The 15,284-nt window shown below is 47.7% G+C and carries 13 protein-coding genes; 3 read left to right on the top strand and 10 right to left on the bottom strand.

What is annotated here, in order from left to right; genetic code table 11:
- Positions 1-124 precede the first annotated feature (124 nt).
- Positions 125-1,429 carry a sodium:solute symporter family protein gene (locus ACZ45G_RS29705; RefSeq protein ID WP_464174233.1) on the top strand — a complete coding sequence of 435 codons (1,305 nt, stop codon included), beginning with the start codon at positions 125-127 and terminating at the stop codon, positions 1,427-1,429.
- A 40-nt stretch (positions 1,430-1,469) separates the two neighbouring features.
- Here the strand turns inward: ACZ45G_RS29705 and ACZ45G_RS29700 are convergent, their stop codons facing one another.
- The 7 genes from ACZ45G_RS29700 to ACZ45G_RS29670 all read right to left on the bottom strand — a co-directional run bounded on the left by ACZ45G_RS29700 (position 1,470) and on the right by ACZ45G_RS29670 (position 9,207).
- Positions 1,470-1,967, bottom strand: a complete 498-nt coding sequence (locus ACZ45G_RS29700; protein ID WP_464174232.1) for an amino acid ABC transporter ATP-binding protein — start codon at positions 1,965-1,967, stop codon at positions 1,470-1,472.
- 120 nt (positions 1,968-2,087) lie between these two features.
- Positions 2,088-2,810 (bottom strand): GAF domain-containing protein, encoded by a 723-nt coding sequence (locus tag ACZ45G_RS29695; RefSeq protein WP_464174231.1) that lies wholly within the window; start codon positions 2,808-2,810, stop codon positions 2,088-2,090.
- A gap of 92 nt (positions 2,811-2,902) precedes the next feature.
- On the bottom strand, positions 2,903-5,230 hold the full coding sequence (locus tag ACZ45G_RS29690; protein ID WP_464174230.1) for an FAD-dependent oxidoreductase: 2,328 nt from the start codon (positions 5,228-5,230) through the stop codon (positions 2,903-2,905).
- 11 nt (positions 5,231-5,241) lie between these two features.
- Complete coding sequence (locus ACZ45G_RS29685) at positions 5,242-6,876, bottom strand: glutamate synthase-related protein (protein WP_464174229.1); 1,635 nt, start codon at positions 6,874-6,876, stop codon at positions 5,242-5,244.
- Entirely contained in the window at positions 6,840-7,970 is a 1,131-nt protein-coding gene (locus tag ACZ45G_RS29680) for a class II glutamine amidotransferase domain-containing protein (protein WP_464174228.1), read from the bottom strand. The genes ACZ45G_RS29685 and ACZ45G_RS29680 overlap by 37 nt, the downstream gene beginning before the upstream one ends.
- 275 nt (positions 7,971-8,245) lie before the next feature.
- Complete coding sequence (locus tag ACZ45G_RS29675; RefSeq protein WP_464174226.1) at positions 8,246-8,818, bottom strand: 1-acyl-sn-glycerol-3-phosphate acyltransferase; 573 nt, start codon at positions 8,816-8,818, stop codon at positions 8,246-8,248.
- A complete protein-coding gene (locus ACZ45G_RS29670) occupies positions 8,818-9,207 on the bottom strand; it encodes a NifB/NifX family molybdenum-iron cluster-binding protein (RefSeq protein WP_464174225.1) in 390 nt (129 codons plus the stop codon). Before ACZ45G_RS29670 ends, ACZ45G_RS29675 begins: the two co-directional genes overlap by 1 nt.
- A gap of 369 nt (positions 9,208-9,576) precedes the next feature.
- Here ACZ45G_RS29670 and ACZ45G_RS29665 point away from each other — a divergent pair, with 369 nt between their 5' ends.
- Positions 9,577-11,751 carry a methyl-accepting chemotaxis protein gene (locus ACZ45G_RS29665; RefSeq protein ID WP_464174224.1) on the top strand — a complete coding sequence of 725 codons (2,175 nt, stop codon included), beginning with the start codon at positions 9,577-9,579 and terminating at the stop codon, positions 11,749-11,751.
- Positions 11,752-12,146: 395 nt separating this feature from the next.
- On the opposite strand, the gene ACZ45G_RS29660 is transcribed toward ACZ45G_RS29665, so the two are convergent.
- From ACZ45G_RS29660 to ACZ45G_RS29650, 3 genes are all read right to left on the bottom strand, one after another.
- Entirely contained in the window at positions 12,147-13,091 is a 945-nt protein-coding gene (locus tag ACZ45G_RS29660) for a substrate-binding domain-containing protein (RefSeq protein WP_464174223.1), read from the bottom strand.
- Positions 13,092-13,121: 30 nt separating this feature from the next.
- The gene (locus tag ACZ45G_RS29655) at positions 13,122-13,625 is read right to left on the bottom strand and encodes a shikimate kinase (protein WP_464174222.1); all 504 of its coding nucleotides are present in this window, start codon (positions 13,623-13,625) and stop codon (positions 13,122-13,124) included.
- 183 nt (positions 13,626-13,808) lie between these two features.
- Positions 13,809-14,471: a flagellar brake protein gene (locus ACZ45G_RS29650; RefSeq protein ID WP_464174221.1), complete on the bottom strand. Its 663-nt coding sequence runs from the start codon at positions 14,469-14,471 to the stop codon at positions 13,809-13,811.
- A gap of 219 nt (positions 14,472-14,690) precedes the next feature.
- Between ACZ45G_RS29650 and mobB the strand changes: the two genes are divergently transcribed.
- Positions 14,691-15,185 carry a molybdopterin-guanine dinucleotide biosynthesis protein B gene (gene mobB / locus ACZ45G_RS29645; protein WP_464174220.1) on the top strand — a complete coding sequence of 165 codons (495 nt, stop codon included), beginning with the start codon at positions 14,691-14,693 and terminating at the stop codon, positions 15,183-15,185.
- The last annotated feature ends 99 nt before the right edge of the window (positions 15,186-15,284 follow it).

Below are 15,284 nucleotides of genomic sequence, written 5' to 3'. Positions count from 1 at the left end.
GTTAAAATGGCTGATACGGCCTAATCCATGGTAACCCTGTCAACGACCGGACAGAGGGAAAACCCCTTGACAAAATCTGTCAGGGGTGTAGACCTGACCCTTTGAAAATAATTAAAGGGGCAGCGTGGACAACTATCTTTATGGCACAGTATTTATCGTTTCTTTTGTGCTTATCTCATATTTTGTGATCGGAAAATCCAAAACAATTAAAACGGAAAAAGATTTTTCCGTTGCCGGTCGTTCTCTTACCACAATCCAGGTCTCCTGGGTGATCATTGGCACGCTGGTGGGCGGGGTCTCAACCATTGGGACCGTCCAGACCGCTTATGATCATGGCGTGGCTGCCTGGATTTTTACCCTGGGAAGCGGGATCTCCTGTTTTGTCCTGGGGTGCTTTTTTGCTGTGGCCCTGCGCCGGGAAGGGGTTGTCACGGTTTCCCAGTTTCTGGGGCATTATTTTGGAGAGCGGTTTCAATACTATAGCAGTTTTTTTAATTCCCTGGGCATGTTTATCCATATCATTGCCCAGTATCTTGCTGCCATGGCCATTCTCCGGTCTGTGTTTGATTTGTCCATGGGCGTATCCGTAGTGATCACCACGGGGCTTATGGGGGTGTTTGTGGTATCCGGCGGCATTGCCGGGGCCGGAGCCGTGGGCAAGATAAAGTTTTTCATGCTCTACGGTATAATGATGGTTTCAGCCTTTCTGGCGGTTCGAAACGGCAGCGGGTTTAATGAAATCATAGCAAGACTGCCCAAAGACGAGCAGTTTTTAAGTCTTTTTTCCGGCGGCATAAAGCCCACCCTGGTGGATCTTGGGTCGATGATCATGGGGGTTTTATCCACCCAGATTTATCTCCAAGCCATTTTTGCGGCAAAAACAATTCAGCAGGCCCGTAACGGCGCCTTTTTAAGTGCCCTGGTCATACCGCCCATCGGCATCCTGGGCATCATTATCGGTCTTTACCTTCGGGCGTATCATCCTGAGCTTGCCGGGAACAGTGCCCAGGCCCTGCCGTTTTTCTTTAAACTTGTTTTCCCGCCGGGCCTGGCCGCCTTATTTTCCGCGGGGTTGCTGCTGGTGGTTCTGGGCACGGGTGCGGGCCTTGTGCTGGGTGTTACAACCAATATCTACATGGACGGCATTAAAAAAGTAAAACACCTTTCCGACAGAATGGATTCTTTGAGCCTGATCAGGATCTGCGCACTGGCAGTCCTGGCAGCCTCATCCGCCATTGTATTTCTGGGGCTTGAGGGGACCATTCTCAAATGGAGCTATCTTTCCATGGGCCTTCGCGGGGCTTCGGTTTTTTTCGGGCTCTGTGCCGTGATTTTAATGGCCAGGTGGAAGGAGTCAAAAATCATGAGAATGGTATTATATCTCCTGCCGCTTTTTTATCTCATTCTTGAGTCAGGCGTGCGTTTTTAATAATACAAAAAAATAACCGCCGGCCTAAAAGGGGCGGGGGCTAGGCCACCAGGGCTCCGTTTTCCATGAAGATGACCCGGTCGGCGACCTCTCTTGCAAAACCCATCTGGTGGGTGACAATGATCATTGTCATTCCGTGTTCCGCCAGGGAGCGGATAGTATTGAATACTTCTCCCACAAGTTCCGGGTCAAGAGCGGATGTGGGTTCGTCAAACAGCATGATTTTGGGTTTCATGGCAGGGCCTCTTGCAATGGCAACCCGTTGTTTCTGACCGCCGGATAAGGGGGCCGGGTATACATCCCATTTGTCGGAAAGATCCACTTTTGCCAGCATGTCCCGGGCGGTTATCTCAGCATTTTTCCGGCTGTTTTTCAGCACGGTAACAGGCCCTTCCATGATGTTTTCCAAAACCCTCATGTGGGGGAAAAGATTGAATTTTTGAAACACCATGGCGTTCAGACCATTGCCATGGAAAACATCAACGGCAGTGGGGGGAAATATTCTGATTTTGACTACCGGTTCAGGCCCAAAAAACATGTTTCGGGCAAGCGCTTCATGGATATCAAACGGACCATGCGGGAGGGAGGTTCACTTCCACCGGTACAGCTGTACCAGATCCGGGAAGCGTATTATGTCCTGGACTGGAATCACCGGTATTTATTGTTTATTGAAAATTTCGTAGGAAAGGAGAATGGCTTCTGCCACTTCCCGAAGGGTTTTTCTGGAATCCATGCTCCGTTTTTGCATCCAGCGATGGGCCGCCTCTCCTGTCATCTGCCGGTTGACCATAAGAATTTCCTTGGCCTGTTCTACCTTTTTGCGTGCCTCCAGTTCTTCCTGGATGACACGGGTTTTTACCATGAGCTCTGTATTGACGATGGCAACAGCTGACTGGTTGGCCACAGCCCGTAGCAGATTGACTTCTGTTTCTGAAAAATCATGGGAGGTTGCAGTAAAACAGTTCAACACCCCGATGACAAGGTCTTCCTTGGTTTTAAGCGGGATGCCTACCATGGAGACAAGGCCCAGCTTTTTGGCCATCTCCTTTTCCTTGAATCGCTTGCTGTTCAGCACATCCTTGAGGATCAAGGGCTTTTTATGGGTGACCACATACCCCACCACCCCTTCATTAAGATCCAGGGATCTATCCTTAATATAAGCAGGAGAAATGGACTGGGTGGCCTTGAGGCGGATTTTCGGGGGGGTTTCCTCTTCATTGACAATCCACAGGGAACATATTTCCACCCCGGTGACCTTGGCCGTGACCATCACAATGAGCTTCAACAGATCCTCAATATAAAGATCGGATGTGATGGCACGGCTGATGTCGGTCAGCGCCTTTATATATCCGTCATATGTCTGGTCGTTCTTTCCTTCCATAATACATGCCACCTAATCAGAAATGATGGTTAACAGTCAATATAAAAGAAATATTCCCTTTAGGTTCTAGCTTTCCTAAGTGCCCGGTTCTCCTAGAGCGGTGTGTTGGGAACCAGATCCCAGATGCCGCAGGGGCATGCGCCTTTGCAAAATCCGCATCCAATGCATTTATCTGGATCCACAACATATTCAAACCCGGATTCACCCAACGCTTTGCGCTCAATGGCAGCTTCCGGGCAGATGGCGACACAGATACCGCAGTCCCTGCAGTTTCCGCAGGAGGCACAGTCCGCCCCGCAACTGCTCAGCTCATCTGCCTTATGTCGAGGGTCATAATATTCAAGGCTTATCCTATTTTTGTCTATCATGGGAAGCTGTTCTCCCAGCTCAGGGCGTTTGCCGGCAATGATCTGGTCAATGCTCTGGGCGGCTCTTTTTCCCCCGCCGATGGCATCGGTGATAAGTCCCGGTCCCACCACGTCCCCTGTGGCAAACACCCGGGGATCAGAGGTGCAGCCAAATTTATCAACGGTTACAAACCCGTTTTCAATGGCCAGTTCATCCCCGATAAAAGATAGGTCAGGAACATCCCCGATGGAAACCACCACGGTATCGGCTGCCAGAAGTTCTCCGTCCTGGAGTAAAACACCCTTGGGGGTGATCTCCTTGGTGAACAAAGGCCACCTGAAACTGGCGCCGCAGGCCTGGGCATCATCTCGTTCCTTGCCAAATGCCGCCGGCTTCTGAACATCGATGAGCGTGATCTCCCTGGCCCCCAGGCGGTGGGCCTCGGTTGCCACATCGCATCCCACATTTCCCGCCCCGATGATGACTATTTTTTTGCCAACCTTTTTGCCTTTTAGTTTGGCCGATTCCAGAAAACCATTGGCAGCAATTGTCCGTTCAATACCCTGTATAGGAAGGGTTCTGGGCTTTTTAGCCCCGGCTGCTACAATGGTGAAATCATAGTCATATTTTATTTTAGAAAATTCGGCCTGGTCAATCTCCTGTTCCAGGCGGATATCCGGGATCAAAGATTTCACTCGATTGAGCTCCGTGTCCAGGGTCTCTCCTGGGATTCTGGAGTCGGGGATGGCCGAGGAGATCTTGCCGCCTATGGTTTTTCCGGTTTCAAAGAGGGTGACGGTATGCCCTTTTAAGGTCAGATGCCAGGCCGCAGAAATACCGCCGGGGCCGGCCCCGATGACGGCAATCTTTTTGTTACTCTTTTTGGCGGGTTTGGGCGGAGGAACATCCTTGCCGGCACGGCCCAAAAGCCTTACATCAATAGGGGTCATGGTGGCCTGATTCCGGGTGCAGGACGCCATACAGGGACTGGGACATAAATATCCGCACACCGTGGCCGGAAAGGGGGTGTAGGTAAGGCCCATGCTGATGGCTTCGTCAATATTGTCCGCCCGGACCATGGCCCAGCGCTCCTGGACCGGAATGCCGGTTGGACAGGATGCCTGGCAGGGAGAACTATATTTCCCCTGCTCCCACACCGGTACATAGCGCCTCATCTCTGCCTTTCCAATGAGGGGAATGGTCCCCCTTTCTGTCTCCTGAAGATCTCCGATGAGACCGCCCCGGCCCAGTTCCTTATCCCAGACCTGATCTCTGAACCAACGCATGGATGGCCTTTCAGACCCCCTTGCTTTTTCCTGGGGAGTTTTGGAGGTCAACACCTGCCAGGTTGCGCGGTCGGCCAGGGTGACCAGCAGTTCGGGTTTGTTGATTTTATTAAGAAAAATTTCAAGGTTTGAGGCCAGCCATTCCCAGGCATCATCGGACATGGGGATGACTTTGGCGTCTTTTTCGCAAAAGCCCGCCACATCGCCCCGGACATATACGGTGCCACCCACCATGCCCACCAGGGGCCGGTAGCCGAGAACTTTATCTTCTTTCCCGGAGCCAATGCCGCAGACCACGGCAATGCCGCCGGCCATGAATTCTCCGAAATAATCCCCCACCGATCCTAGGACCCAGAGTTCCGGCGGTTCAAACCTCGGGTTGCACTTGGTCATGGTCATGGCCCTGGCGCCTAAGTTGCCGCCAATATAGACTTTTCCCTGGGCTGCTCCGTTCATGGCACCGTTGGAGGCATTGCCATGGACAATGATCTCGGCCCCTGCATTGAGCCAGCCAATGTCGTCGGAGGCCGGGCCCATGATCTCGATTTTGGTATTGGCGTTTCCCATGGAACCGGCTCGCTGGCCCGAGTGCCCAAGGATGCGAATATGGGTTTCTTCGACGGTATCCCAGAGCCTGCCGCCGATGCCGTGCTGGCCAAAGGCCTCAATTTCAAGCTTTCGGCTACCGCCTTTTATGTGCTGGTGGATGATTTCTTCCAGCACCCGGGAGGGGATCCGTTTGTCTTCTCTCTTGCCTGATATATAAATATAGTCACTTGTTTTCATAAAAGCTTCCTTTACACCACATACTTAATACTAAGGCGTTTTGCGATTGCATGGTCATCAATCCCCAGGGCATCGGACATGCCGATGGGAAGCGAGGTTGATCTTCCCAAAGGTGCCACGATCTTTTTAAGTTCCGTGTCAAAGGAAACAAAAAGATCCACAATCCGCTGGGCCACGTCTTCGGGGTCCAGTCGCCGGTAAAGCCTGGGATCCTGGGAGGTGATTCCCTTGGGGCAGATGCCTAAATTACAAACATTACATCTGTCCTCTTCCGTGCCCACACATCCGGCTGCCGCCTGCATGAGATATTTGCCCACCTGAACCCCGGAAGCCCCCAACATAATAAGAGCGGCCGCGTTGGCGGCAATATTGCCGTTTTTACCGATTCCGCCCCCGGCAAAGATGGGGATTTCGTTCTGCTTGCCGATCTTGGTCAGGTTCAGGTAATTATCCCTTATACAAGAGGCGATGGGGTGGCCCATGTGGTCCAGAGAGACAGAATAAGCAGCTCCTGTTCCTCCGTCTTCCCCGTCAATGGCAAGCCCCGAGGCAAAATCGTTCCGGGTCAGGTTGTTGAGCACAGCCAAGGAGGTGGACGAAGCGGATATCTTTGGATATACCGGTACCCGGAACCCCCAGGCCATGGACATGGACAATATCATTTTGGCCACGGATTCTTCAATGGAATACTGGGTCTGGTGGGTGGGGGGACTGGGCAGGGAAATCCCCTGGGGAACACCGCGTATGGCGGCAATGAGTTTATTGACCTTGTGCCACATCAATAATCCGCCGTCCCCGGGTTTGGCGCCCTGGCCGTATTTGATCTCAATGGCGCAGGGGTCTTCCTTCATATGGGGAATGGCATGGATAATCTCATCCCATCCGAAATACCCGGAAGCAACCTGGAGGATGACATATTTAAGAAAACGGGAACGCAAAAGCCTTGGGGGGCATCCCCCCTCTCCTGTGCACATGCGCACGGGCATGCCCATCTCTTCATTAAGGTAGGCCACTCCCATCTGCAGTCCTTCCCACATGGTGGGGGAAAGGGCACCAAAAGACATGCCGCCAATGATCAACGGATAGATTTCCCTTACCGGTGGAATCCAGCCATGTGCTTTAAGCCGCTTCATGTTTTCCCTGGGGGAGAGCACCCTTCCCAACAGAGTTCTCATCTCAAATTCGTGGCGCCCGGCGTCCAGGGCCGGATCCGTGAGCATGGAAATTCGGGTGAACTTGATCCGGTCCAGCACAGAACCAGAGGCGTTTCGTCTGCCGCCGCGACGGCGGGGAACACCCTTTTGGTTGATATGGAATTTTAACCGGTCCAACCCCGGATTTTTAACCGGGGCGATGGCGTCATTGGGGCAGGCCATGGTGCACATGGCACATCCGATGCAGGCATTTTCCACAGATGTTTTCTGCTGAATTCCGTAAAAGGTGTCATATTCATTGGAATGAACCGCATCCTTTTGTATGGATGTTTTGATGATTCTTTTTCTAAATACCTTCAGTTCAATGGCCTTTACCGGACAAACCGCCGTGCATTGTCCGCACAGAGTACACCGGTCATTATTATAACGAATCTGCCAAGGCAGATCGTTGAGGCTTAAAGCGGAAGGTTCAAGCTTTCGGTTTGACGACATATCTTTACCTCCTGGCGGTCAGGGCTTACAATTACAGTATCAAGGTGCATGGGTTGAATATCCTTGGATTTGTTCCGGTCCGGGAGAACGGCATCCAGGCCGCAGATTTCAGATGAGAAACCATAGATACCCGGTTTCCCTCCCACAACTCCGGGCCTGAGTTTTTTTCTGTCCTGGGCCATGAACAGCGAATGATCGGGCAGGGTACCAATAACACAATTGGGTCCGTCAATAATCAGCGGCCTGCAGGTTCGCTTCAAATGAGTCAAAAACGCTGCATCCGGATGTTTTTGAAGGTCTTCTTCCTGGAGGGGGGTGATCACGTGCTTGTAGGCATCTATGCCCAAACCTAATTCCACCATGGAATAATGGAGAATATGGGCAAACACCTCGGAATCGGACTGGTACCCGCTATAGGCCGGGATATCCCTGGAAGAGAGAAAGTCTCTGATGGGGATAAATGCTGTATTTTCTCCATTGGTCATGGTGCCATACCCTTCGATAAAAAAGGGATGACAGGCATAAAGGTTAATGGCATAATTGGTGTTCTGACGTCCCTGGGCCATGATCACCCGGGCATGAAGCTCTTTTCTGTCAAGCCCCAGATATTCCCCTAACTGCAGGGGATCTCCTATTTCTTTGATCATGATGGTGTCGGGCCAGAAGGAAAAGACGATCATGTCTCGTTTTTCTTCTCCCATGTCCCGAATTTTGAGACGTATGTCCGTGAGGCGAGTAGCAATCTCATCGGCATCAAAATTTTCCCAATCTTCGGGCAGTTCATAGGCCCGGATCAGATAGACATCTCTTCGGGGAATCCCTTCCACCGGCTTTTTGGGGATTTTTAAAGAAATTTTATACTTGGTCATAAATCCCTTGTCCATCATGAACAGATCCAGGCGCCGGATTCCTTCTTCACTGAAAATACCCGATAAAATCGGTGCATCCTTCATCTCTTCAAAGGGGCCCCCAAGGTCCTGGAGCAGCAGGCCCATGCCGGACCCATCATGTCCTTCTTTCATTACATCAAGGGCTTTGATGGCCAACATCGGAGATACCGGGTCCTTGCTGGTAAGTGCGAACAGGCGACACATTATAGTTTCACTCCTTGTCTTTTAAACATTTATCCATCTGCAGTTTGTATGTCTGACAATGCGCAAAAAGAGAGGATCATCAATTTTCCAAAATTCTTAGTTTAAAGATTCCCAGGGGTCATGTCAATTATTTTTTATTGTTTTTCAGGGACTTACGTGGTTTGGGAAGGGGAAATAATTTTGTGAAAATCAGAATTTGCCCATAAAAAATTAAAAATTTTAATGAATCACATAATTTTTATGCATAAAATTATAAAATAACTTAATGAAAAAAACTAATTCTGATTATCTGAATTTTTTAAAGTATTCAAGGGAATGGAAAAACCAGCACCCGCATAAATTTCTTTTATTTTGAGCAAATCTGCTTCAAGGGACTCGCCCGGATCTATTTTCCCGATCCACCGGGTGCGCTTTTCCCGGTTGTCCAGATACCAGCAAATGATGGGCACCTTTGCCCCCTTTGCAATGTGCCAGAATCCAGTTTTAATGGTGGCAACCTGCTTTCTAGTGCCTTCTGGGACCAATGCCACCACCAGTTCCTCCCGGTTGTTGAATTCATCGATCACACTTTCCACAAACCCGCTGGCCTTGTTGCGTTTTACCGGAAGTCCCCCAAGGCTTTTGAGCAGAAGGGACATGGGGAAAAAGAACCAGGAGGCCTTGACCAGCAGCCGGGCATCAACCTTTGCAATCTTTATATAGGTCAGGGCCCGGAAGGTGTCCATATTTTTGGTATGGGGAAAGCCAATGACCACACTTTTTTTGTCCCAATAGCCTGGAAGGGGATCATAGGTCCAGCCGATAAAAAAATACAACAGTCTGCCAATCCAGCTCAATAAACTCTTCATCAATCGTGGTGCCCGCATCCGCCTTCTTTTTTGTTCTTTTTTCCCTGGCAGAGGTCAAATATATGAAAAAGTTTTAGCTCGCCATTTTTCATGAGTTCCAGGTTTTCGGCAATGGAATCTCCCTGGGCTGTATACACTCGGATGTTGGCGGTAGTCAACCCCCGCAGGGATCCATCCCCTATACAATTGGTGACCACAGCGTCTACAATTGTATCCTTGGCAAAGACCCCGGTTTTGCAAGAGTTACCTTCAATGCTTTTTTGATTGACCACAACCTTGCCCTCCCGGGTCTCAAGGTCCAGGATCATAAATTTTTCAGCAACGCCGAAGCGCTCGCTTATCAGGCTTTTCAGCCCGTTATCCGTTGTTATTGGAAATGCTATTTTCATTGCTTCCTCCCTGGTTATTTCGTATTTATTTCGTCTATTCCCGTGCCTGTTCCCATTCCCGTGCCTGTTCCATTGATAAATTCACCATTTTTCAATATTATAGCTTAAAATCATTTAAATGATAAGGCCTTAATTTGCCAATGCAACCAGGCCTGTCCCTAGGAAAACAAAAAAACATCATCAAAAACAGGGAAATACAACAGGGGAAAAACCATGGGAATGAAGGATTTGATCACCGGTATATTTTTTTAAAAATTGTATTTCACAATGTCAGTGTGATAGATTATCGCCAACCATTAAGATCAAATTTATTTGCCACATCATTTTGTTTAACAGCAAAGCATCTTTTTCCAAAAAGGGGGATTTTGTATGAAACTTAACATCGGCACAAAAGTTAATCTTTTGATCATCGTTGCATTGGTTCTGGTGGGGGGTGCATCGGTTTTGCTGTCTGTCGCTTCTTTGAAAAAAGGAGGAGAATTTGCCATTCAAAGCTATGGTGATGGTATGATGGGCGAAAAAAAAGCACAGATCAAGGATCTGGTAAATTCTGCTTTTACCATTGCAAAAGAGCGCCTGGACGCCTCCCGGGATAAAGAAGCCATTCGGAAAGAATACGGAGACACGGTAAAAGCCGTTGTGGATCAGGCCATTGCTGTTTTTGAATCAACCAGTGACAATGATACCTTAGGGGAGGTGGAAAACCGGAAACAGGCGGCCATCAAAATTATTGATAAAATGCGCTGGGGAAAGGATGGAAAAGGGTATTTCTGGATTCAGGATACAAAGGGCGATATGGTTCACCACCCCATCAAGCCCTCTTTGAACGGAAAACCGCTTCTAGGGCTGAAAGATCCCGACGGCAAGCTTTTTTTCCAGGAGATGGATGATGTCGTAAAACGGGACGGAGGGGGTTTTGTGGATTACAAATGGCCCAAACCCGGGTTTGAGGAGCCCGTGGATAAAATTTCCTATGTAAAGCTGTTCAACCCCTGGGGATGGATTATCGGTGGCGGGGTTTATCTGGAATCCACGGAAGAACAGTTAAAACAAAGCGCCCTCCAGAGCATTGGTTCCATCCGTTACGGTAAAGACAACAGCGGATACTTTTTTATCTATGATTCCAAGGGAATCTGCATTTTACTGCCTCCCAAACCCGAACGTGAGGGGAAAAATTATTATGATCTCAAAGACAAAAAAGGAAATTTTATTGTCAGGGATTTTATCAAAGCAGGAGATGCCAACGCACAGGGAGGTTTTTCCACCTATTACTTCCCCAAACCCGGGTCTGATGACCCTTTGCCCAAAACCTCATTCAACCGAAAATTAGTGGACTGGGACTGGTATATCGGCACCGGGATCTATACCGATGAAATTGATGCCGTGGTGGCAGAGCAGAGCCGTATGGTAAAAAGCAATGTTTCCAAAGCCAGCATTAAAATGGTTTGTGTTGTGGTGGTCATTATACTTCTCTCTTTGTTGTTTTCCTATTTTGTTATTGCCAAGGGGGTGGTGGGACCCATCCGGAATATGATTGAGATGCTCAAGGAGATTGCCCAGGGCAAAGGGGATCTGACCAAGCGGATTGAGGATAGTTCCGGTGATGAAACCCAGGAACTGTCTGAGTATTTTAATAAATTTATAGAGAACATCCAATCCATGATCAGCAACATCAAGTCAGACAGCCAGGCTCTTAACGAATCATCCACCTCCCTGTCCGGTATCTCGGACCAGATGAATTTGGCAGCCCAAGATACATCTGGACGGGCAGAATCCGTAGCCACCGCATCCGAGGAAATGACTGCCAATATGACCTCCATGGCAGCTGCCATGGAGGAGGCTTCCACCAATATCAACATGGTTTCTTCAGCAACCGAGGAAATGACCTCCACCATCAACGAAATTGCCCAGAATGCCGAAAAGGCCAGGAGCATTACAATGGATGCCGTTGGCCAGACCGAACATGCCACAAGCCAGGTGGATGAACTCGGAGTATCGGCCAAGGAGATTTTTACGGTGGTGGAAACCATTACCGATATTTCTTCCCAGGTCAATCTGCTGGCCTTGAATGCCACCATTGAAGCCGCCCGAGCCGGGGAAGCCGGTAAAGGGTTTGCGGTTGTGGCCAATGAAATTAAGGATCTGGCCAGTCAGACCGCCGAAGCCTCCAATGCCATCAAAGAACGGGTAACAGGTATTCAAACCTCAACGGACGGGACCATCAAGGAAATTTCCAATATTACCCGGGTGGTGACACAAATCAATGAAATTGTGTCTACCATTGCCACCGCCGTTGAAGAACAATCTGCCACCACAAAGGAAATTGCCGAAAATGTATCCCAGGCGTCCCTGGGGATTGGTGAGGTCAATGAAAATATTGCCCAGGGATCTGTAGCGTCCCAGGGGGTTTCCGAGGAGATATCTGAGGTAACCCAGTCTGCAGTTCAAATGGCCGACTCAAGTTCCCAGGTGAAGACAAAGGCCGATGATCTGTCCGGACTTGCCAGTAAACTTTCCGATATGATGGGGAAATTCAAGGTTTGACAAATAAATTTGCTCTATTTTTTGCTGTTTTGTTTTTCCTGGGGCTCGGCAATTTTTTTCCGGGACCCTTGGATTCAGACAAGTAAACAAGGCCAGGCAATAATCTAGTATGGCGATGCCCGGCAAAGACAAGAACCGCATTTAGATAGTGGAAAACATTATTTTTTTGCTAAATCAACACTGCAGAAGGGAATAAAAAAATTAGAACAGATCAAGACATCGCCCGTTAAACTCATCCAGATTTTTACGAAAATCGGTTGATAAAGATGCATCCAGGTGAACTGAAGTGCTCCCCTTTGTCTAAAATATCCCGGCCAGCGCGAATCGTGTCGATGATCGCATCAACCGGCCTCATCTCATCCGTATTATGCTCTTGTAAATAGTTGGATATTTCCCTACCCCAGGGCATCCTTGGGGATCAAGTCCTCTTGATGGATGGCCGCCTCAGGGTAAACCATTTTCCCGGTCATAGACAGATCATATCCACCATATTCTTTGGCACTCGCCTGAATGACCTTACCCTTTAACAGGGAAAGAAAAAGCTGAATTCCCTGGTCAAAAAACCGGTCTTTACCAATCAGCAGATCAAAGCGTTCCCAGCACAGGGAAATAAAATCAAGGTCCAGAAGTTTGGCAACAGACTTAATCCCGGGTCCGGCCTGGGCCTTCCCTGTTAAAATCGCAAGCCCTATATCCATATGCCGTGACAGGCAATTGTCATACCCATCCAGGGTTTCCCCCTTGATACCTGCTTTTTTCAACTCCTTGTCAAAAAGCTGGCGAGTACCGGTTCCCAACATGCGATTCACCATTTTTATATGGGGCTGTTTCAAATCGCTGACAGATTGAATATTTTCAGGATTTCCCTTTTGAACCAAAATCCCCTGCTCCCGCAAACAAAAATTCACCACCGCGGGCATTGGGGACATTTCATCCTGGACAAAAGGAAAATTGTACTCCTTGTTATCCGCCACCAAATGGCTTGCTGCAATATGGCACAGGTTCTGGCGCAACGCCTTAAGCCCTCCCATGGAGCCGGCAAGACCAAACATGGCCATATGATCCTCATGCTTGAGATTAAAGGTGGAAATAATTTTATCCAACAAGAGATCATTGGATCCGGCGATTAGGACCAACCCGTGGTAGGGAGGCAGCTTTGCCATCTCCGGATAATTTTCCGTACCCGTCTCAACCCATTGCCGGACCAGATCAATGGGAAACAACCATTTGCCCGTTACCTTGGAAGCAGGAAGGCCTTTTTCAGCAATAAGTGTATAGACCATTTTTTCATTTACGCTTAAAAATAGCGCCACCTGTTTTGTGGTCAGCATCTCACCCATGATTATCCTCCCTGGTATTTATACCAAATTTTATCTCAAATTTTTTTCAATGGCGGTTACAACCTGTGACGGGGTCTTAACCCCGCAAACAATCTTTATATCACAAAATTTATCATACAAGGGAGTTCTTTCTTTGTAAAGGTCATCAATCCCCTTTCCAGGGTCTATGGCAACCCCCCGTTCAATCACATCGGACAGCCTATCTGCCAGAATATCCAAATCCACACAAAGATAGATGATGGTGGCTGTTTGTGCAAGGTGGGCCATGGCCTTTTCCTTGTAGATCACGCTACCGCCGGTGGCGATGAGATGCTGTGAACAGTCAAGGCTGAGCAAATGGGATTCCTCAATTTCGAGAAAACGTTCCAGTCCTTTCTGTGAAATAATCTGGGCAAGGGTCATCTTCTCTCGTGTCTGGATGAGAAGATCCGTATCTAAAAACGCAAACCCCATTTTTTTTGCCAGTAGCACCCCCACCGTACTCTTGCCCACGGCAGGCATTCCTATTAAAGCAAGGTTATTTTTAATTTTCATCAATATTATCCTAATTTTTTGAACTAATCCGTCTTTTATTATTAAAAAACATAAAAAAAAATTAGATACTATCCTTTTTAATTGATTGCAAGCAGAAAGGGCAAATCCCCATCCGGTTAGCAATCAAAGGAAAGCGGGGCGATACAGGGAGATGACCCCAAAAAAAATAAAGGCTTGATTAAATTAAGAAAAATCTTCGATGGAAAATAAAAACTGCATTAGGGGCATTAAAAATGTTTTGGTAATATCCTGGAATTCTGCGCCGACGGTAAACTGCCCTTGTGATCGTTTAATATTTTTGACAACTGCCATGGCGCCGATCTCATCAGCAACGCCGGGAAACTGACAGTACATTTTTAAAAGGTCTCCCTCTCTTAGTGAAGCGATATTACTTATGTTGTCACGGTACTTAAATCTACACCCTTTTTTGCTGATATCAAACACGACCATGGAAAAAATTTTCTTTTTTGCTTCAACTCTGCCGGGGACCACAACATTATTTCTTTTCGCAACCCTGAGTTCTCTTTGCTGAACCACTTTAGGATATTCGATGGCAAGGGCTCTGATGGGGTTTGTAATCGTCTCTATCACTTTGGTTTGAAATGCATAGACCGATCCGTCGTATAGATACTTGACAATCAGTGTATCGGAAGGAAACAACTTATTTTTTATGCTTTTATATCTTTTGGGAAGGGTAACGATCATGAATTCATCTTTCAGCAAGCCGATAAAAATACTGGTGACAGAAAAATTAACTCCCTCTATTTCAAGATAAACCTGAGTGCCGATGTCAATAAAAATGCCTTCAGATTTATTGAGCTCCAAAAGTCCTTCCAATTCTTCCATCAGCGGTTCCTTTCCATGTGCGTATCAAATAATTACAAATTTAGATTATAATAAAATAAGTATTGATTCACATAATTTTTGTCAAGCACTAAAACAACTTGTTTCCAATCTCACAATCTTTACCATTGCCGATAGCCATCCCCGCCTTGACTTTTTTTCCCTGGAACACTATTTTAGGAAAAGAATTAAACCTGATTGAAAGAGCCGCAAAGAAACGCCATGAAAACAAAGATAATCTCTATTGCAGGAAAATCCAATTCCGGTAAGACCACCCTCCTTGAACGACTGATTTTTGAATTAAACAGCCGGGGATATAAAATAGGATCTGTCAAACACACCCATCACAAATTTGACTTTGATAAACCAGGGAAGGACAGCTGGCGTCATAAACGCGCAGGCGCCAAAGCAACCCTTGTGGTAACCGATACAAAAATTGCCCTGGTCAAGGACGATACCCGATCGGACATCGACAAAATGCAAACCTTTCTGGGGGATATGGACCTGATATTGGCCGAAGGATTCAAAAAACACCCCTTGAAAAAAATTGAAATATTCAGAACCGACAGCGACCATAAAGAGCCCATGTGCCTTCAAGACCCCAATTTGATTGCCTTTGTCACAGATTCTGGATACCGGCCCCAGGTGCCTGTATTCGGGCTGAATGATGTACAGGAAATTGCCTCTTTTATTGAAAAGAATTATCTAACCCCATAGAAAAGGCAGGTGCCAAATTTATCCCATTGATTTAAAAATTAAAACCAGGCAAGCCTTTTGGTATCTTCTTTTCATCTGTCTGGTATGGATTCCCAATGG

It is taken from the genome of Desulfoconvexum algidum (assembly GCF_055382125.1).
The sequence above is the reverse complement of the archived record's forward strand: the minus strand, read 5'-3'. Positions and strand labels throughout refer to the sequence as shown.

What these genes read in the sequence shown, in the direction of transcription:
- ACZ45G_RS29700 (WP_464174232.1), bottom strand. Translation starts at nt 1,967, where the DNA reads ATGTTTTTTGGGCCTGAACCGGTAGTCAAAATCAGAATATTTCCCCCC.
- ACZ45G_RS29695 (WP_464174231.1), bottom strand. Translation starts at nt 2,810, where the DNA reads ATGGAAGGAAAGAACGACCAGACATATGACGGATATATAAAGGCGCTG.
- ACZ45G_RS29690 (WP_464174230.1), bottom strand. Translation starts at nt 5,230, where the DNA reads ATGAAAACAAGTGACTATATTTATATATCAGGCAAGAGAGAAGACAAA.
- ACZ45G_RS29685 (WP_464174229.1), bottom strand. Translation starts at nt 6,876, where the DNA reads ATGTCGTCAAACCGAAAGCTTGAACCTTCCGCTTTAAGCCTCAACGAT.
- ACZ45G_RS29680 (WP_464174228.1), bottom strand. Translation starts at nt 7,970, where the DNA reads ATGTGTCGCCTGTTCGCACTTACCAGCAAGGACCCGGTATCTCCGATG.
- ACZ45G_RS29675 (WP_464174226.1), bottom strand. Translation starts at nt 8,818, where the DNA reads ATGAAGAGTTTATTGAGCTGGATTGGCAGACTGTTGTATTTTTTTATC.
- ACZ45G_RS29670 (WP_464174225.1), bottom strand. Translation starts at nt 9,207, where the DNA reads ATGAAAATAGCATTTCCAATAACAACGGATAACGGGCTGAAAAGCCTG.
- ACZ45G_RS29665 (WP_464174224.1), top strand. Translation starts at nt 9,577, where the DNA reads ATGAAACTTAACATCGGCACAAAAGTTAATCTTTTGATCATCGTTGCA.
- ACZ45G_RS29660 (WP_464174223.1), bottom strand. Translation starts at nt 13,091, where the DNA reads ATGGGTGAGATGCTGACCACAAAACAGGTGGCGCTATTTTTAAGCGTA.
- ACZ45G_RS29655 (WP_464174222.1), bottom strand. Translation starts at nt 13,625, where the DNA reads ATGAAAATTAAAAATAACCTTGCTTTAATAGGAATGCCTGCCGTGGGC.
- ACZ45G_RS29650 (WP_464174221.1), bottom strand. Translation starts at nt 14,471, where the DNA reads ATGGAAGAATTGGAAGGACTTTTGGAGCTCAATAAATCTGAAGGCATT.
- mobB (WP_464174220.1), top strand. Translation starts at nt 14,691, where the DNA reads ATGAAAACAAAGATAATCTCTATTGCAGGAAAATCCAATTCCGGTAAG.